General features: G+C 44.8%; 18 protein-coding genes. 13 read left to right on the forward strand and 5 right to left on the reverse strand.

Annotated elements, in window-relative coordinates; all coding sequences use genetic code 11:
- The first annotated feature begins 84 nt into the window (after positions 1-84).
- From QNO02_RS12945 to QNO02_RS12955, 3 genes are all read left to right on the forward strand, one after another.
- Positions 85-1,089: an aldo/keto reductase gene (locus tag QNO02_RS12945; RefSeq protein ID WP_091031170.1), complete on the forward strand. Its 1,005-nt coding sequence runs from the start codon at positions 85-87 to the stop codon at positions 1,087-1,089.
- A gap of 264 nt (positions 1,090-1,353) precedes the next feature.
- Positions 1,354-2,946, forward strand: a complete 1,593-nt coding sequence (mbcS, locus tag QNO02_RS12950) for an acyl-CoA synthetase MbcS (protein WP_289392272.1) — start codon at positions 1,354-1,356, stop codon at positions 2,944-2,946.
- Positions 2,947-3,187: 241 nt separating this feature from the next.
- Positions 3,188-4,432 (forward strand): aminopeptidase, encoded by a 1,245-nt coding sequence (locus QNO02_RS12955; protein WP_289392273.1) that lies wholly within the window; start codon positions 3,188-3,190, stop codon positions 4,430-4,432.
- Between the two features lie 318 nt (positions 4,433-4,750).
- Here the strand turns inward: QNO02_RS12955 and QNO02_RS12960 are convergent, their stop codons facing one another.
- Complete coding sequence (locus tag QNO02_RS12960; RefSeq protein WP_133384551.1) at positions 4,751-5,209, reverse strand: AraC family transcriptional regulator; 459 nt, start codon at positions 5,207-5,209, stop codon at positions 4,751-4,753.
- A gap of 165 nt (positions 5,210-5,374) precedes the next feature.
- Between QNO02_RS12960 and QNO02_RS12965 the strand changes: the two genes are divergently transcribed.
- Complete coding sequence (locus tag QNO02_RS12965; protein WP_289392276.1) at positions 5,375-6,607, forward strand: leucine-rich repeat domain-containing protein; 1,233 nt, start codon at positions 5,375-5,377, stop codon at positions 6,605-6,607.
- Here the strand turns inward: QNO02_RS12965 and QNO02_RS12970 are convergent.
- Complete coding sequence (locus QNO02_RS12970; RefSeq protein WP_289392277.1) at positions 6,585-7,208, reverse strand: nitroreductase family protein; 624 nt, start codon at positions 7,206-7,208, stop codon at positions 6,585-6,587. The two genes, QNO02_RS12965 and QNO02_RS12970, sit on opposite strands and share 23 nt — an antisense overlap.
- Before the next feature lie 139 nt (positions 7,209-7,347).
- On the opposite strand from QNO02_RS12970, the gene QNO02_RS12975 reads away from it, so the two are divergent.
- The gene (locus QNO02_RS12975; RefSeq protein WP_249910884.1) at positions 7,348-7,587 is read left to right on the forward strand and encodes a hypothetical protein; all 240 of its coding nucleotides are present in this window, start codon (positions 7,348-7,350) and stop codon (positions 7,585-7,587) included.
- Positions 7,588-7,721: 134 nt separating this feature from the next.
- Here QNO02_RS12975 and QNO02_RS12980 read toward each other — a convergent pair whose 3' ends face one another.
- The gene (locus QNO02_RS12980) at positions 7,722-8,495 is read right to left on the reverse strand and encodes a M15 family metallopeptidase (RefSeq protein ID WP_289392278.1); all 774 of its coding nucleotides are present in this window, start codon (positions 8,493-8,495) and stop codon (positions 7,722-7,724) included.
- Between the two features lie 412 nt (positions 8,496-8,907).
- Positions 8,908-9,270: an iron-sulfur cluster biosynthesis family protein gene (locus QNO02_RS12985; protein WP_289392279.1), complete on the reverse strand. Its 363-nt coding sequence runs from the start codon at positions 9,268-9,270 to the stop codon at positions 8,908-8,910.
- 167 nt (positions 9,271-9,437) lie between these two features.
- On the opposite strand from QNO02_RS12985, the gene QNO02_RS12990 reads away from it, so the two are divergent.
- The 7 genes from QNO02_RS12990 to QNO02_RS13020 all read left to right on the forward strand — a co-directional run bounded on the left by QNO02_RS12990 (position 9,438) and on the right by QNO02_RS13020 (position 16,220).
- Positions 9,438-10,022 carry a TetR/AcrR family transcriptional regulator gene (locus QNO02_RS12990; protein ID WP_289392281.1) on the forward strand — a complete coding sequence of 195 codons (585 nt, stop codon included), beginning with the start codon at positions 9,438-9,440 and terminating at the stop codon, positions 10,020-10,022.
- Between the two features lie 132 nt (positions 10,023-10,154).
- Positions 10,155-10,604 carry a nuclear transport factor 2 family protein gene (locus tag QNO02_RS12995; protein ID WP_091031160.1) on the forward strand — a complete coding sequence of 150 codons (450 nt, stop codon included), beginning with the start codon at positions 10,155-10,157 and terminating at the stop codon, positions 10,602-10,604.
- Positions 10,591-11,451: an ergot alkaloid biosynthesis protein gene (locus tag QNO02_RS13000; protein ID WP_289392283.1), complete on the forward strand. Its 861-nt coding sequence runs from the start codon at positions 10,591-10,593 to the stop codon at positions 11,449-11,451. Before QNO02_RS12995 ends, QNO02_RS13000 begins: the two co-directional genes overlap by 14 nt.
- A 224-nt stretch (positions 11,452-11,675) precedes the next feature.
- Positions 11,676-12,650: an ABC transporter ATP-binding protein gene (locus QNO02_RS13005; RefSeq protein ID WP_289392284.1), complete on the forward strand. Its 975-nt coding sequence runs from the start codon at positions 11,676-11,678 to the stop codon at positions 12,648-12,650.
- Positions 12,643-14,157, forward strand: a complete 1,515-nt coding sequence (opuFB, locus tag QNO02_RS13010) for an osmoprotectant update ABC transporter permease/substrate-binding subunit OpuFB (protein WP_289392285.1) — start codon at positions 12,643-12,645, stop codon at positions 14,155-14,157. The genes QNO02_RS13005 and opuFB overlap by 8 nt, the downstream gene beginning before the upstream one ends.
- A gap of 50 nt (positions 14,158-14,207) precedes the next feature.
- The gene (locus tag QNO02_RS13015; RefSeq protein WP_289392763.1) at positions 14,208-15,554 is read left to right on the forward strand and encodes a dihydrolipoyl dehydrogenase family protein; all 1,347 of its coding nucleotides are present in this window, start codon (positions 14,208-14,210) and stop codon (positions 15,552-15,554) included.
- Between the two features lie 45 nt (positions 15,555-15,599).
- Positions 15,600-16,220 carry a DUF1349 domain-containing protein gene (locus QNO02_RS13020; protein ID WP_289392287.1) on the forward strand — a complete coding sequence of 207 codons (621 nt, stop codon included), beginning with the start codon at positions 15,600-15,602 and terminating at the stop codon, positions 16,218-16,220.
- Positions 16,221-16,451: 231 nt separating this feature from the next.
- Here QNO02_RS13020 and QNO02_RS13025 read toward each other — a convergent pair whose 3' ends face one another.
- Positions 16,452-16,925: an SET domain-containing protein gene (locus QNO02_RS13025; RefSeq protein ID WP_091031152.1), complete on the reverse strand. Its 474-nt coding sequence runs from the start codon at positions 16,923-16,925 to the stop codon at positions 16,452-16,454.
- Between the two features lie 197 nt (positions 16,926-17,122).
- Between QNO02_RS13025 and QNO02_RS13030 the strand changes: the two genes are divergently transcribed.
- Entirely contained in the window at positions 17,123-18,679 is a 1,557-nt protein-coding gene (locus QNO02_RS13030) for an ABC-F family ATP-binding cassette domain-containing protein (RefSeq protein ID WP_017688769.1), read from the forward strand.
- Positions 18,680-19,104: the final 425 nt, after the last annotated feature.

The raw sequence follows: 19,104 nt of genomic DNA on the forward strand, positions 1-19,104 counted from the left end.
AAGTGAAATGCCATATCGTTTTTCCAGGAAAATGTCTAAGATGAAAAGGAATTCAACAAACCTTACAGGAAAGTGAGAATAACGATGCCCTATACTGCGAGTGAACAACGATATGATGAGATGAAATATGTACGTTCCGGCAAATCCGGAATCAGACTGCCGCAAATTGCGCTGGGTTTATGGCAGAACTTTGGTGGCAACCGCACATTGGATATTCAGGAAGAAATGATTTTACGTGCCTTTGACCTCGGAATTAATCATTTCGATCTGGCGAATAACTATGGTCCACCTCCAGGATCAGCGGAAGAGAACTTTGGTGTGATTTACAAAAAACATCTGCGTCCTTACCGGGATGAACTGCTCATTTCGTCGAAGGCAGGTTACCATATGTGGAGTGGACCTTACGGCGAATGGGGTTCCCGCAAAAACCTGATTGCCAGTCTGGATCAAAGTCTTGGTCGGATGGGGCTGGACTATGTGGACATTTTCTATCATCACCGTCCAGATCCGGATACACCGTTGGAAGAAACGATGACGGCACTGGATCACATCGTGCGGCAAGGTAAAGCTCTGTATGTGGGCTTGTCCAATTATAATGCAGAACAGACGCAAGAAGCGGTAACCATTCTCCGTCGTCTGGGTACGCCGTGTCTGGTTCATCAGCCAAACTACTCGATGCTGAATCGCTGGATTGAAGACGGTTTGCAAGACGTACTGGATGAGCAGGGCGTAGGTTCCATTGCGTTCTGTCCACTCGGCCGCGGTCAGTTGACGAATAAATATGTCGATAAGATCAAGGAAGAACGCGCCAATCCAACAGGCAATTTGAAAAAAGAAGCATACACGGACGAACGGATTGCCAAGTTCGATGCGCTTCAGGCAGTTGCCGAGCGAAGAGGGCAGACGATCTCCCAACTGGCTCTGAACTGGATCTTGCGCGGTAACCGTGTAACCTCAGCACTGATTGGTGCAAGCCGTGTGTCCCAGATTGAAGAAAACGTGGCTGCCCTCCAGGCAGCGGATCTGACAACGGAAGAGTTGAATGAGATCGAAAGTATTTTGGACGGAATGGGTAATTATCCGTGGTAACATACACAGTATAGCTGTGTGAAAATTATAGTTAGGTAAAATTAATTTAATATAAATTAAGAATGAAATGGCGCCTACCTGATTATCAGGAGGGCGCCATTTTGTATATGTCATTTTCTTTATAGGATAAGATCTATTATAATAGTTCATTAATTGACCTATGTTTATTTTTTTGGAATGAGCCTAGTTCATAGCACCTGGTCCTAGGATTTAGGGTATAATATATAGAAGCTATACATTTGAACTACGAAGGAGAGGCTCCATTTGAACTTTGAACAGTGGATTTCGCCTGAAAGCTATAACCTGACATCCGAGATGGAGAATCATCCATCAGACCGGATTGCACTTAGATGGCTCAGCGATCAACGAGAAATGGAAGAGATTACGTATGGTGATTTATTCAAGCAGGCGAATCGTCTTGCTGGAGGTATGCGTGAACTTGGACTGGAGAAGGGTGACCGGGTGTTGGTCATGGTACCACGCCGGATAATTGCCTATGTCATTTACATTGCTTGTCTTAAATTGGGGATTGCCGTTATTCCTTCCTCCGAGATGTTACGGGCCAAAGATCTGGAATATCGTCTGCGTCACTCTGAGGCGCGGGCTGTTATTGTATGGTCCGAGACGACCTCGGAAGTGGAAAAGATGGACGCGGATCTGCCATCACTGGCACATCGAATTGTGGCATCACCTAATGGCGAAGTTGGCGTACCTGCTGAAGGCTGGGTTAATGTGCATGAGTTAATGCAGAATCAACCCGATGAGATGGCTGCGGTGGAGACTCATCGTGATGATACGGCTATCCTTGCTTATACTTCGGGCACAACAGGTAATCCCAAAGGAGTTGTACATAGTCACGGTTGGGGATATGCCCACCTGCGAATCGCTTCTTCATTATGGCTGGATATTCAACCTTCAGATACCGTATGGGCAACTGCAGCACCCGGATGGCAAAAATGGATCTGGAGCCCGTTCCTGTCGGTACTCGGAAGAGGCGCGACTGGACTGGTCTACAATGGATCATTCCAGCCCAAGCGTTACCTGGAACTGATGCAGGAACATCAGATTAATGTCCTTTGCTGTACACCGACCGAATATCGGTTGATGGCCAAAGCCGATGATCTTGGACATTATGACCTGTCCCATCTGCGCAGTGCTGTTTCAGCGGGCGAACCGCTCAATCAGGAAGTCATTGAAATCTTCCAGCGTCACTTCGACCTGACTATTCGAGACGGATATGGACAGACCGAGAGCACGTTGTTAATCGGCAGTCTCAAGGATGCGCCTGTACGTATTGGCTCCATGGGTCAGTCGATTACACCTGGATTGATTGAAATTATTGACGATGAGGGACAACCTGTTCCTGCGGGTGAAGTAGGAGATATCGCGGTACACAAAGAGATGCCAGCTTTGTTCAAGTCCTATTATCAGGATGAGGGACGGAAGGAAGCCAGTCAGCGTGGCGATTATTTTGTAACAGGGGACCGTGCACGTAAAGACGAAGAAGGTTACTTCTGGTTTGAAGGCCGCAGTGATGATATCATCATCAGTTCGGGTTACACGATTGGACCATTCGAGGTGGAAGAAGCACTCATGAAACACGCCAGCGTGAAGGAATGTGCGGTGGTTGCAAGTCCGGATGAGATCCGCGGTAATGTGGTGAAAGCATTTGTCGTACTGCGAGATGATTCGCTGGCTTCACCAGAACTGATGCGTGAATTGCAGCACCACGTCAAGGAAATCACAGCACCTTATAAATATCCACGTAAGATCGAATTTGTTACGGATCTGCCGAAGACCAACTCTGGTAAAATCCGCAGGATTGAGTTACGCGAACAAGAAAAACGAAATGTATAGATCATTTTGTATAGATGAAATTTTGCAAATTGATCATGCGTAGTGAAAGAGAAGGAATCGATTCTGAAGAAGCGATAGCGTTCGTATTTGTCTCCTAATTTTAACCTTTGAAAAATACGATGAAGAAAATTTGGAGACAACGACGATCTAAAGAACGATCCTTCGCTGTAACGGCCACTCAACAGAGTCCAAGTCAATTGCAATCCATGTCATAATATATGAAACAGGAGTGAATACAACCATGAGTCAATTTGAACAAACCTTTGAAAAATCATTGGAACAATACGCAGAACTAGTTGTTAAAGTTGGCGTGAATATTCAAAAAGGACAGGATCTGCTCGTCACTGCACCCATCGAAACGCTTGAATTCACACGTCTGATTGTGCAAAAAGCCTATGCGGCTGGTGCCAATTATGTACAAGTGGACTTTGATGACGACAACATTACCCGCAGTCGTTTTGAACATGGCTCCAATGACAGCTTTGACTACTATCCAGCCTGGAAAGCGGATATGATGGAAAAGTTTGCAGAAGCAGGCGGCGCTACCCTGACGATCAAAGTTCCAGATCCTGAACTGTATAACGGAATTGACTCCGATAGTGTTTCCCGTGCTACTAAGGCAGCTGCACATGCACGTCGGGGATATGCTAAGTATACACGTAATCATGAAATTAGCTGGTGTCTGATCAAAGCACCGACCAAGGCTTGGGCGAACAAAGTGTTTGCCGACATCCCGGAAGAAGACCGAATCGACGTGATGTGGGAAACCATCTTCAAAATGAACCGTGTAGATGGCGGAGACGCCGTACAAAATTGGAGAGAACATCTGGATACCCTGAATACCATGAGTGATCTCCTGAATAAAAAGAACTATAAGAGCCTGCATTACCGTGCGCCAGGTACAGACCTGAAAATTGAATTGGTCCACAACCACATCTGGGGTGGCGGTGGTAGCGAAAATAAACAAGGTGTATACACGGTCGCGAATATGCCAACTGAAGAAGTATTCACCATGCCTAAGCGCAGTGGAGTGAATGGATATGTCAGCAGCACCATGCCTTTGAACCTGAATGGACAACTGGTAGACCAGATGAGAATCACATTCAAGGATGGACAAGTTGTAGCTTTTACGGCAGCATCCGGTGAAGAGCATTTGAAGAATCTGTTTGCCACCGATGAAGGAGCTCGTTATCTGGGTGAAGTGGCACTCGTACCACATGATTCCCCGATCTCCAACCTGAATCGCATTTTCTACAATACGGGTATTGATGAAAATGCATCCTGCCATTTGGCTGTGGGCAGTGCATATCCATTCAACATGAAAGATGGCACAACGATGTCGAACGAAGAGTTGCTGAAGCATGAGTGCAATGTGAGCTTGACCCATGTTGATTTCATGATCGGTTCCGCAGAGCTGGATATCGATGGTGAGTTACAGGATGGTACAATCGAGCCGGTATTCCGTAAAGGCAACTGGGCATTTTAATTTCTAATCTAGTTATCTAAGTTGAACTAAAGATTATTTACACTGACACTACGATGACAGAGTAACCTTCCAATCGCTGTTATCCCCAGATTTTTTTGATTCCCTTTTCTCAAGGGAAAAATCCGTGGATAGCATATGCTTCCGATGCAGCTTTCTTTCAGAAAGCTTTTAGGCGAACGCTTCGCTTTTTCAGGTTTTTTCTGTCCTCTCCGTTATCGTGTAAATGATTAGTTCAACTTAAATAGTAAAAGTAATAGTATTAAACAAGAAAGTGACTTCAATCTGAAGTCACTTTTTTTTGTTTCCTCGTAACGTGGATTACACGGGTCTTACAGGCACACATATTTCGCAATAATGCTGATTGAGCAGTGCCCAACGATATCGTTCTATAACCGGCTTGTTGTCCATCAGATAACCACTTGTTTGTAAATGAGGGATGATGATGTTCCATGTCTGCTGAATAGCTTCTGCCGTATGTCTCACCTTACAGATGAGATAATCTCCACCTGATAGCTCGCCAATCTCAACAAACTCATCTTCCAGACGTTCAGATTCAGTGATAACAATACAGGCATCATATCTACATTTTTCGGGCGGTGTGGTAGTTGGGTCATCTTGGGGTATGCCCAGTAATGTTGCTGATTCATGAAGCAATTGGTTTTTGTCTGCCCATTGTTTCAGCGTATTCATCGCTTGAGCATTGGCTGGACCGTAAGGACCAACCTGTCGAACATAGGCGAGACGATATGACGGGAGGTTTTCGATATACATTTCCATGAAAATCTTCCTCTCTGTACGATTTCTCTTACAAGTTGGATGCTAACATGGTATAAAAGAATTTGCTTAAGTAATTGTTGAATCCCGGCGACGAAACTCATAGAATAGGGATAATATGTTGGAAGACTGTTCCATAGAGCAAAACGAGAGGGGGAGGCGTTAGACATGGATATTACTTATGCCTTCACGGATGAACGTTTCAGGCAAGTTGTGTTGGATCGTTTTTGTGATCAGCGGGATTTCATTCAGGAGAGTGACGTTTGTGAGGTTGAGATATTGCAACTTTCCAATCACAATATTAGCAATCTTGATGGAATCGAGTATTTCAGGGGTCTTCAAGAGCTGGATTGTGCCTATAATCAATTGACCGGTCTGGATCTTACTCAGAATCACAAGCTGAGGACGTTACGTTGCAGAGAGAATCAGCTTCTTACACTGGACCTCCGTTCCAATTCGGAATTGCAAGTGCTGGATTGCAGTTTTAATCGACTTCGAAAATTAGATCTTTCTTATAACTCCAAACTTATAACGGTGGAGTGTCATTGGAATATGTTGTCGGAGCTGGCTTCGGAGCACCTTGAGCAGTTGGAGGAACTTAGTTGCAGTTATAACGCTCTTTTCTCACTTGAACTTGAACAGAATAAGCAACTGCGGCGACTTGATTGCGCCAACAATTACATGCTGGAACTTGATGTAACAGGTTGTCCAAACTTGATTGAACTTCGCTGTAATCACAATCATATCAAACAGTTGGATTTTCGTTCAAATATGGTTTTAGAAAGTGTCCGTTGTTTTAACAACCATATAAGGGAGCTGGATATTCGCAATAACGTACAACTAAGAGAGTTGTACTGTTCCGAGAACAAATTAACCAAGTCGGATTATAGCGCTAATCCCAAGCTGGAGAGACTGCAATATGCAGACAATCTGATTTTTGAATCCGATCATGAAGTTCAGGGGATGGGTGTGTTTCAGTATGACGCATCGATGTCCAACTATCAGATGCACTTACATATTCAGGATAAAGAACTGGTAGTCACTGCACAGGTTTCAACCAAGATAGAGATGGAAGCCCTATCCCCATATATGGAAGAGACGTGGAAACGGTGGGACATGCTTGGTGAGCAGGCGCTTAAAACTATTGCCGAGGCTCATCCGGACGAAGATATCAATGAATTGATTTTGGCTGATGTAGAATTTCAGGGAGATCAATATTTCCGATTGGGTTATGATGCGGGGGATACACCTGCTGGTCGACTATACATATATGCGGAGTTTGACGATGAATTTCACATGTTGGATACGTTGATCTATGACACAGCAAAAAAGCCACGAGATCGTGGCTTTTTTGCTGTGTCATTTAACTACTTTTATGTTATTCAGCGTGCATTTTGTTGAAGCTAACATATTCGTTAATCGGTTTACGGTAACCGCGTGGGCGCTGTTTGGCTTCCGACTTTTTGCCAATGGTGATCAGCATAACCGGTACGAAATGGTTAGGGATTTCCAAACTCCGTTGCAGTTCTTCCGAGTCAAAGCCAATCATTGGACAAGTGTCCCAACCGCGATCCTGAGCGATCAACATCAATTGCATGGCAGACAGGCTGGCATTGCGAATCGCATCCTCACGTTGGAAGAATCTGCCCCGAGATTCGTAAAATTCAGTGACACTTTGGGATTCCTGCTCGTATTGGAAAGGAGTGAGTGCGCCCAGGTTCAACAAGCCTTCGTTAATAGTTCGGATATGATGATGCGCGTTGACGTCGCCCAATACCACGATGACCGCAGAAGCTGTTTTTACCTTATATTGCTGGGAAGCTTCATAGACTTTCTCTTTCTGTTCCTCGTCTTTAATCACAAGATAGTGCGTGTGTTGCAGGTTAAAGGCAGATGGTGCAAATTTGTTCAGGGCAAACATTTCTTGCAGTTCCGAATCCGAAATTTCAATTCCTTCTTCAAAAATAACGGCCGATCTACGGTTTTTGACTAGATTCTCCAACTCACTCTTGGTAGTTTCCCTCGCTTATGTATGATTTATAAACTGACTATAACACACTTAGTTACTTTATGTAAGTATTATTTTAGAATAAGACAAGGATTGTCTGCCATACGCTAAAATAAAACACTAGAGGTGATTCATGAAAGCATTGATCGCAAGGTATATGGGAGGACATGACCCTCATGAATTTCGGGTATATGTGATCCAATCATCGACGTTAAAACGTTTTGTAGTCGTGGAGATTATTCTAGGCCCTATCGTGTACAATGTCGCACTTTATTTGTGCCATAATGCAATACTTGCTGGAGTAGGCTCTTGGGCTGGAACAGAAGGTCTGAAGAGACTGCCACTGGTCTTTAGAAGAATCGTTGGGACATGATGAAGTGGGTAAATGAAAGACTGAAGCAGAAGAGGGCCAGTTGCGGCCCCATCTTCTCCTTCAGCCATGTTATCTATAGTCACGCATCTTTTATCTGATCTAATAACGGTCGAAGCTTTGGGTTCAAACCTGCCTTATCTGGCACGTTCCAAATACTGCTCGAGCGTAAGTTTCTGGTTGGTAATCTCACCAGCAATATATACCCCTACATAACGTACATGCCATGGCTCATAGGAGTAACCAGTCAATTTCTCCTGATCTTTGCCATAACGGATGATGAATCCGTACTTGTGGGCATTGGCTTTCAGCCATTTGCCTTCTTTGGTGTTGCCGAAGCTTTGTTGCAAATCATAACCAGCCGAAGCGCTGGAGATATCCATGGCTAGACCAGTCTGATGTTCGCTTTGTCCTGGCCGAGCACTTGTTTTATTGGCAACAGCTTCACCTTTGATGCTGGCATTACGGTCAAAGATTGATTTCTGGGTCGCATAAGAGCGATAGCCAGACACCGCTTTGATATCGATGCCGTCTTTTTTGGCAGCGGCAAATAATTTTTCAATAGCGGTTGCAGCTACTTTACGCATTTGTTTCTTCGGACTGGAACCTGAGAAGCTAAAAGGAATATTAGGCACTACCAAATCTTGAGGTGCATAAGTCGAAGGCAGATTTCTCTTTTTATTGACAAGTACAACTGTGCTGGACACATTGGTCACGGTTGCCACATTTTTAATCGTTTTGATCGTACGACCAGGTGCATTATCATGCAGAAATTGAGTGAAGCTGGAGCTTGCCGCAGATGCGACGGTATTCAGGCTTGATGTGATGGGAAACGTAGTGAAAGCCGAACCTGCTACAACAGAGCCTACGAGAATTGTAGATATGATGGATTTACGAGTAAAAGATTTCATGATGTGTGTTCCTCCTCGGAATATATGAATCTATATACCGAGTATACTAGAGGATTATATCCATAGCTTCTCCAATTGTTTCCGAGTTGTAAACAAAGTTTGCTATAAAATCTAACTAGAGGGTATTTACCGTGCCACTTCGATGACAGAACAACCTTCCGATCGCTGTTATCCCCAGATTTTTTGATTCAATTTTATAATGGTGAAAATCTTAGGATAAAGGCGAACGCTTCGCTTCTTCCAGTTGTTTCTGTCCTCTCCGTTTCGTGTAAATGTTTAGTTCATCTTTTATAGAGTCTTTTTTGCAACTCTCGTAGAGGCAGTATACATGAAAAAGCCGTTGCATTAGATGCAACGGCTTTTGATGTGAAGAAAGATAATGCTAGATTACTTCAAGTAAGCTGGGACTGTATTACAACATGCAGGCGTCAGATCCACTGGAGCTTCCCGCTGTTACTGCACGGGTGTCACGAACGCGAACGTTGGCGCTGAGCACACCAGAATCACTGCTTAATTTGCAAGAAGGATAATTTTCTTCCGTATCCAGCTTCATGTGTTGTTCTAGGTTCAGCTGCTGCTTCGGATCAACATAGAACGGAACCAGATTGGTTTCAATCTGCGCGTCGAGAGCTGCAAGTTCATCAACAATGATAATAGCGATAACTCCGTTACATCCGCAACCTTCCAAGTCATAGATCACTTTGAAATATCCGGGTTGGTCATTCAGGCTTTCCGTCAATCGTTTTGCAGCCAAATCTGTAATTTGAATATACATATAGGTACACTCCTTTATATGTGGTCATGGTTGTAAGTGGTAAAAGAATTCATTCAGCTTCTATTCACATTATACCACTTTGTCAAAAATCAAAGCATTTATTTTCTTGACTGATCAGTCTGGAAAAGGTATTCTTTAGTTAATGAATAGGGAGGTGAGGTCTGCAATTGGGAAGAGCCAAGGAGTTTGACACAGAGACCGTTCTAAGAAAAGCAACGTCTGTATTTGGAGCGTACGGTTATGAAGGTACATCTCTGAGCTTACTGTTGAGTGAACTTGGCATTGCGCGGCAAAGCCTGTATGACACCTACGGAACTAAACATGATTTATTTGTCTCTGCTCTTAAATTCTATATTCAGCAGAAGACAGAGGCGGGGATCAAACTATTAAACGAATGCACAAGTGTGAGGCAAGGCGTGACAGAGTTGTTCAACGAAGCGGTTAACGTGTTGACAGACAACGAACGTCGTAATGAATGTTTCATCATTAATAGCGCAGTTGAACAGGCACCACAAAATCACGAAATCGCGGCCTTTATTCAAACCACTAACCAACAAATGGAAGATGTTTTTCATACTGCGCTGTTACGAGGCCAGAGGAGTGGCGAACTGAGGCACGCAGAGGAAGAATTGCCCGGGCTTGCCCGTTTTCTGAATTATTCCCGACTCTCATTGACCTTTACGGCGAAGAGCGGTGCAAGCGCAGAAGGGATGCGAGATTTTGTACAGATGACCCTAAGGGCTATGAGTTAGCGTTTTACATGATTTGAGTAAGGATTCTTTATCTTTTTTTGAAAATGAACGCTTAGGGCGTTTATTTTTTGACTATTATAGACCGATTGGTCTGGAAAAAGAACGCCAAACAAACTGAAGGAGGAAATAAGGATGACACAATCTCAGCAGTTGGAAGCGGGCAATAGTATACCGCATCGGATCATGCATGGTTTTACTCAATTGCTACTGGAAGGAAAACTAAAACAGTGGTTGGAGTTATATACATCTGAAGCTATCTTCGAATTTCCATATGCACCAGCAGGATATCCTCAGAAACTGGAAGGAAAAGCTGCAATTACGAATCATCTTCATAATCTACTGGGGATGATTGAAATCCAGCAGTTTTCTGAACCGGTGATCTTGTCTGATTCCACGAAACAACAGTTTGTGGCTGAATTTACTTGTAAAGGGCGTTCATTAGTTACAGGTCAGCCATACAACCAAACTTACATCTCTGTAGTGAGCCACTCTAATGGGAAAATTACACATTATAAAGACTATTGGAATCCAATGGTCGTACTCGAATCGGACTTAGGAGGTAACAAGCATGATCAAAGATAAACCGTTGACACTTATTACAGGGGCTAATGGTAAGACAGGAAGCCGTGTTGCGGCCATACTTCAAAAGCATCATTATCCGGTGCGTTTGGCAGGAAGAACTAAACCATCTCTTTCTGGCTCTGATGATAACTATGTCTATTTTGATTGGTATGATTCCGAGACATATGCTCCGGCGCTGAAAAATGTGAATCAAGTGTATCTTGTCGTGCCAGTCATGGACATGACCCCAGAAGACGTCATGATTCCGTTCATCAAGGAAGCATTGTGGAGTGGGATTAAGCGATTTGTCTTGCTTGGCAGTGCTTCAATTGATGAAGATGGTCCTATTTTTGGCAAAGTACATCAGTATTTAAAAGCCCATGCTCCTGAGTGGACTGTATTGCAGCCATCCTATTTTATGGAGAACTTTACGGAGGGACCGCATCGGGAGACGACGAAACAACTCGGGAAAATATACAGTGCTACGGGTGACGGGAAAATTGGATTTGTTAGTGCAGATGATATCGCGGCAGTTGCGTTCCGTGCTCTGACAGATGTTGTTCCTCATAATACGGAGCATATCATTACAGGGCCGGAGTCGTTGTCCTATGGACAGGTTGCAGACGTCTTGAGCCGTGTACTGGGTCAGTCCATCCAACATGAATCTTTGTCCGACGATGAATTGAGGAACAGCATGATTCGCGCAGGAATGTCAGAAGAATACGCTGCTGCCCTCGCAGGACTGGATGTGCCTATCCGGGAGGAGGGGAGAGAAGATCAAACGACAGATACGGTGACAAAAATAACGGGGAATAACCCGATTTCATTCGAGCAATTTATTCAAAATCATATGGAAGTATGGAAATAATGGAAGAAATATTTTCATATCATGAGAAGACGGTGCCTAGTGCCCGTCTTTTTGCATGTCTACCAGCTTGTTGACATCGTTGATTCAAATATGGATCTCTCCCTAACCAGGGACACCACGGAAAAGCAGTGATTATACGAACACACTTTTGGGGAAATAGATGAGGATGAATGTTAGGGCGTGTCTGAGACACGCCCTAGTAGATAAAGGGGCGAAGAGAGCGAATGATTCAGTTCGAAAATGTATCGAAACAATATCCTGATGGAACAACGGCTTTACGTCAGGTTAACCTCAACATTAACAAGGGAGAACTGTTTGTCATGATTGGTCCGAGTGGATGTGGCAAAACCACCATGCTCAAAATGATCAATCGCCTGATTGAACGAACAGATGGAACAGTGCGCATTAATGAACGCCCAATCGATGAATACAACATTCACGAATTGCGCTGGAATATCGGATATGTACTGCAACAGATTGCACTATTCCCGCATATGACAATTGCCGAAAATATTGCGGTTGTTCCTGAACTGCGAAAATGGAAGTCAGATCAAATCAAGGAGCGTGTACATACGTTACTGGACATGGTGGGTTTGCACGGAGATACGTACAGTGAGCGTAAACCGTCCGAGTTATCCGGAGGACAACAGCAGAGAATTGGTGTGTTGCGTGCACTCGCTGCTGATCCCGAGATAGTTTTGATGGATGAACCGTTCAGTGCACTCGATCCAATGAGTCGGGAGAAATTGCAGGACGATATTCTGGATATCCAGCGTCAGATGAAAAAAACAATTGTATTTGTTACTCATGATATTCAGGAAGCGCTGAAGCTGGGGGATCGCATCTGCATTATGAAGGATGGACAGGTTTTGCAGGTAGGCACCCCGGAAGAACTGATCCAACAGCCAGCTAATGATTTCGTACGTGAATTTGTTGGAAGTCCTAACACCGACACGAGTTCACAATCTGATTTTGATCTCGAATCCATCATGTCACCACTCTCACCGGGTCATGTACCAAAATCAGCCAAAACCGCCGTTCCCGTATCCATTACGTTAACAGAATTAGTTGATATCATGGCTTCCCATGACCATCTGTTGGTTGAACGTAACCGCCAGATTATTGGCGAGATCAGTCGAGTTGATCTGATGAAATACTGGTCTGGTCAGTTACAGGAACGAGGTGAAGGACATGAGTAGATTCGCGGAGGTGTTCAGTGAGCGCAAAGGTCAGTTGTTGTCTGCTCTGCTCGAACATATTCAGATCTCATTTATCGCATTGTTCTTTGCTGTCCTCATTGCTATTCCGCTTGGTATATACCTTACTCGCAAACCAAGAGTGGCTGAACCCATTATCGGGGTTACGGCTGTGTTGCAAACTATCCCATCCTTGGCGCTTCTCGGTTTACTCATCCCGTTATTTGGCATAGGAACACTTCCTGCAATTATTGCACTGGTGGTGTATGCGCTGCTTCCGGTACTCCGGAACACGTACACAGGCATATCCGAAGTTGATCCTTCCATGGTGGAAGCGGCGAATGCGATGGGCATGAATAGTTGGCAACGTCTAATCAAAGTGGAACTGCCACTGGCGATGCCTGTCATTATGGCCGGAATTCGGACCGCGATGGTCCTGATTGTAGGAACGGCGACACTTGCTGCTTTGATTGGCGCAGGAGGTTTGGGTGCATTAATTTTGCTGGGCATTGATCGGAACGATACGGCACTGATCATCCTTGGAGCCATTCCGGCCGCATTGCTGGCTATTTTGTTTGATGTACTATTGCGTCAATTCCAGCGGTTATCCTTCAAGAAAACATTGGTTACCTTGGGTTCGCTGGCTCTTATCGCGATACTTGTGATTACCATTCCCTTCGTGGCACGTGGTGGACAGAAGGATCTCGTGATTGCTGGCAAACTGGGAGCTGAACCGGAGATTCTAATTAACATGTATAAATTGCTGATTGAAAAAGATACAGACCTGACCGTTGAACTAAAACCCGGATTAGGCAAAACGCCATTCCTTTTCAATGCACTCAAGTCGGGTGATATTGATATCTATCCTGAATTCACTGGGACAGCCATCTCCGAATTCATGAAGGAAACGGCAGTGAGTACCGATCGGACGGAGGTGTACGAACAGGCAAGAGATGGAATGCTGAGCCAGTTCAACATGGTGCTGCTGAACCCTATGGATTACAACAATACGTATACGTTGGCCGTTCCAAAGAGCATCGCAGATCAATACAATCTCAAGACCATTTCAGATCTCAAACCGGTGGAACAGCAGATGAAGGCAGGATTTACGCTGGAATTCTCGGATCGGGACGACGGTTACCTAGGCATTCAGAAGAAGTATGGGATTGAATTTCCGAACGTTGCGACAATGGAACCGAAGCTTCGCTATGGTGCTGTTCAACGTGGCGATATCAACCTCGTAGATGCCTACTCCACAGATAGTGAGTTGAGACAATATGAACTTGTTGTGCTGGAGGATGATCAGGAGTTATTCCCGCCGTATCAAGGCGCGCCGATGCTTCGTCAAGAAACGGCAGATCAATATCCACAACTGGTTGAGGTGCTGAATCAGCTTGCTGGCAAAATTACGGATGATGAGATGCGTCAGATGAACTATGACGTGAACGTAGAGGGAGCGAATCCTGAACAGGTTGCAGCAGAGTACCTTAAACAGGCTGGATTGCTGTAACTTCAGGCACCCCTGCAATAGATGTACCAAAAGGATGAGGAGGAACAATGATGACACAAGAAACTTATGACTTGATTGCGATTGGCACAGGAAGCGCGGCAAGCTCTGTAATCACCCGTTGCGCTGAAGCTGGCTGGAAAATCGCTGTAATTGATGAACGTGAGTTCGGCGGAACGTGTGCACTGCGTGGCTGTGATCCTAAGAAAGTGCTGGCTGGAGCGGCTGAGCTGATTGACTGGAATGAACGGATGCAAGGGAAAGGAATTCAGGGACAGGCGACCATCAACTGGTCTGAACTTATGGCCTTTAAACGCACCTTTACCGAAAGCATACCTAGAGCAAGTGAAGATCAATTCAAACAGGCCGGAATGGATACGTTCCATGGTAAAGCTTCATTTGTCGATGAAAATCATATTCAAGTGGGAGAAGAAGTGCTCCATGGCAAACACATCCTGATTGCTACCGGTGCAAGACCTGCGCCACTTGAGATTGAGGGCTCAGAGCATCTTATATATAGTGATGACTTTCTGGATCTGAAACAGCTGCCGGATCGATTAGTTCTGGTAGGCGGTGGATACATTGCATTTGAGTTTGCGCATATTGCGGCCAGAGCCGGGACGGAAGTCCACATCCTGCATCGGAGTGAACAGCCTCTGAAGTCGTTTGATGCGGAGCTGGTAGAATCTTTGTTGCAAAAATCAAAAGAGATCGGCATTCATGTTCACTTGAACGCGGAGGTGAAGTCCATACGGCAAGAGGGGAACGCCTATGTCGTTCATGGCACACGTAATGGTGCAGATCACCAGTGGCAGTGCGGACTTGTCGTTCATGGAGCCGGGCGTGTTCCTAATGTGGATGGGCTGGAATTGGAGAGAGCCAACGTCAGCTACAGCAAAAAAGGGATTACGGTGAACGAGTACTTGCAAAGTGAAAGTAATCCGAGAGTGTATGCTGCTGGCGATGTAACTGATACAAAAGGGTTGCCTTTAACCCCGTTAGCAGGTCAGGAATCCCGGGCTGTATCGTTTAATTTGTTGGAGGGAAATCAACACAAACCTAATTATAAAGTGATGCCTTCCATTGTGTTTACTGTCCCTGCCCTTGGAGCTGTAGGTATGAGCACGGAACAAGCCAAGAAAGAGGGCTACGAGGTGCAGGTAAATGATATGTCGAAATGGTATACTTACAAGCGAACTCATGAAAAATTTGCCATGGCCAAAGTGGTGATCGATAAATCAACCGGACGTATTCTGGGTGCGCATGTGCTCGGGAGCAAAACAGAAGAATTGATCAACCTTTTTGCAATGGCGATTCAGTTCAATCTAACTATCGATCAGTTAAACACCATGAATTTTGCATATCCTACTGCTGCATCGGACCTGGGTTCTTTAATTTAGAAGTGATGAAGTGAGGATGAACTCCCCTTTGGGACGGAAGGAAGGATGAAAACAACGATGTCATCGGATTTTATTGGGCTTCATGAAGGCAAGTGGACTAAGGAACCCGTTGCTGCACGGTTGGATGGGGATCGTTTCGTTGTGGAAGCTCGGGAAGGCAGTGACTTCTGGGAGAACACATTCTACGGGTTCTGTCATCGGGATGGACATGCCATGCTTGCTCCATGGGACGGAACGGAAGCGATTGAGGTATCGTTTGATCTAAGCTCATTCACCGAATTATATGATCAGGCGGGACTAATGTTATGGTACGGAGAAGACCAATGGATCAAGGCCGGAGTTGAGGTCAATGATGGCGTGGCACATGTTGGAGCCGTCGTGACGGATACGTATTCCGATTGGTCACTCTCTCCTGTGCCAGAGTGGGGTGGACGAATCGTAACAATTAGAGCCTCCTACAGTAACGAGGCCGTTGTCATTCGTGCTCGCACAGATGAGCATCCTTGGCGTACGATTCGGGTTGCACGGTTTGCCTATCCGACGAACAAACATGCAGGTCCATTTTTGTGTTCACCGAAGCGTGCAGGGTTCGAGGTAGCATTTACCAAGTGGAGATCCACGACACCCGATCAAGACTTGCATACAGATCCGCCGATTACGGATTAAAACAAGTTAAGATGCACGATAAACAATGAAACATGAATAGGTGTATCTGGCTTAGAAACGAAGACAACACAAATAAGCAAGTTTTCCATTAACGGAGGACTTGCTTATTTTTTGTGTTTAAACTTTGGACTGTGAAGAGTCTCCAGTTACTCATTTCATCATTCACCGGAGTCAGCGAGTCCTTTTCGCACATACAACAGAGTGCTTGCGAACTTTATTTGAGTTTAACGTTTATTTACTCGTGTCCGTATCCAGGGACTGGGGTTCGGTCTCTTTTTCACCCTCATCATCATTGGACTTATTGAACTCAAGCATACGCTCCTCGTAATCGTCCAGGAACCATAACGGGTCCATACTGTCTTCCTCACCGTTGTAATTGATCACGATTTCTTCGCCAGCTTTGATATCTGTATACGCGTAGAAGTCAAAGGTGTGGTTATCAAAATTGATATCATAAGTAGCGTTAGGTTCATAGGAGTGGTTAATTAGACTGCCGTAACCCAGCAGAATGGCGGTATGATTCGCCCCATATTCGAACACGTAATCTTCCAGAATCGTTTTTTCGACATGCTCATGATCTTCATTCGGGTAAGGCACAACGGGTGCCTGATGGATAAGCGTTCCTTTGGCAATATCAACGGTAGCAAATACCCCGCGGTTAAACTCACCACCATCACCCAACTTGGATTGTTTCACTTCAATCATATTGTTCACCTGATGCTCTTCGAAGAGCTCCGTTCTATATAGTAGTAATTCGTTAAGGCAAAATTTTAACCCATACTTTCATATAAGGCAAATTTCAGACAAAAAGGTGCAATATTTTTGAATATGGCGTTGAGTTGTGCAGGATATAACGCTTATAATATACAAAGAATTAAGTCTATATAGAAAAGGTGTCATGAATGAGCATATTAAATGTAGAAAAATTAAGTCACGGTTTTGGTGACCGTGCTATCTTTAACGACGTTTCATTCCGCCTCTTGAAGGGCGAACATATTGGTCTGATCGGGGCTAATGGTGAAGGTAAATCCACCTTCATGAACATTATTACAGGAAAACTTCAGCCGGATGAAGGCAAGGTGGAGTGGTCCAAACGGATGCGTGTTGGTTATCTGGACCAGCATGCTGTATTGAATAAAGGCCAATCGATCCGTGACGTACTTCGCGGCGCGTTCCAGTATTTGTTTGACATGGAACAGGAAATGAATGATATGTATGGCAAAATGGGCGATGTTACCCCGGAGGAACTTGAACAACTTCTTGAAGATGTGGGTACGATTCAGGATACATTGACAAACCAGGATTTCTACATGATCGATGCCAAAGTGGATGAAACCGCACGTGGTTTGGGTCTGACGGATATCGGTCTGGATAAAGACGTCAATGACCTGAGTGGTGGACAGCGTACCAAAGTACTACTTGCTAAGCTGCTGCTGGAAAAACCCGATATTTTGCTCCTCGATGAGCCTACGAACTATTTGGATGAATTGCATATCGAATGGCTGAAACGTTATTTGCAGGAATATGAGAATGCATTTATCCTCATTTCTCACGATATTCCGTTCCTGAACAGTGTAATCAACTTGATCTATCACATGGAGAACCAGAATCTAACTCGTTATGTGGGCGATTATGATCATTTCCAGGAAGTGCATGAGATGAGAAAACAGCAGCTGGAGTCGGCTTACAAGCGCCAACAACAAGAGATTGCTGACCTCAAGGATTTTGTAGCGCGGAATAAAGCAAGTGTTGCTACACGTAATATGGCGATGTCCAGACAGAAGAAACTCGACAAGATGGATGTCATCGAGATCGCCAAGGAGAAACCGAAACCGCAGTTCAATTTCCGTGATGCAAGGACATCCGGCAAGCTCATTTTTGAAACCAAAGGTCTTGTAATTGGATACAACGAACCGTTATCCAGACCACTGGATCTGCGTATGGAGCGTGGACAGAAAATCGCCCTTGTTGGTGCGAACGGAATCGGTAAAACAACCCTGATGCGCAGTATTCTGGGTGAAATTCAGGCTCTGGAAGGAACCGTTCAACGCGGTGAACATCTGGAGATTGGTTACTTCCAGCAAGAGATGAAGGATGCCAACTACAATACGTGTATTGAAGAGATCTGGCAGGAGTTCCCTTCCTATACCCAATTCGAGGTGCGTGCTGCACTTGCAAAATGTGGTTTGACTACAAAACACATTGAGAGCAAGGTAGCTGTACTAAGTGGTGGCGAGAAAGCCAAAGTGCGTCTCTGTAAGCTGATCAATAACGAAACCAACCTGCTTGTACTCGATGAGCCGACGAACCATCTGGACGTTGATGCCAAGGAAGAGTTGAAACGTGCGCTCAAGGCTTACAAAGGCAGTATTCTTCTGATCTCCCATGAACCGGAATTCTACCGTGATGTAGTTACGGAGACTTGGAACTGTGAGTCGTGGACCACGAAAGTATTCTAATTAGAGGTTGTTCAATAAGTCCGCTTTTGATTACGAATCACGTGCGAGCTTGCGAACAAGCTCGTAGGGTGAGAAAAGGCGCGAATTTTGCTTGCAAAACAGGCAGAACTCGCGCTTTTTTTGCGTGGTTTTAACGAAAAATGTTTGAGCCCAATTCACAGTTGACAGCTTGAATAAGGCAATAATATAATTCAGGAAAGCGATTACATTTATATACTAAAAACCTGTTTCACTGCATAGGGGCAAAGAAAACACGGTATTCCGTATGGGTATCATTGCACTTAGAAGGGAAGACGGGTCTTTTTTTGCACTTCAATGAAACCGGTTTCATTAAAATAAGGAGGTGGACAAACGCTCGTTACTGACCACTGGTTGCTGAGGATAGGCTGAACAACAACACCGCGTATTCAAGAACCATGCTTTCA

The organism is Paenibacillus sp. PK1-4R (assembly GCF_030369595.1).
Lineage (GTDB): Bacteria > Bacillota > Bacilli > Paenibacillales > Paenibacillaceae > Paenibacillus.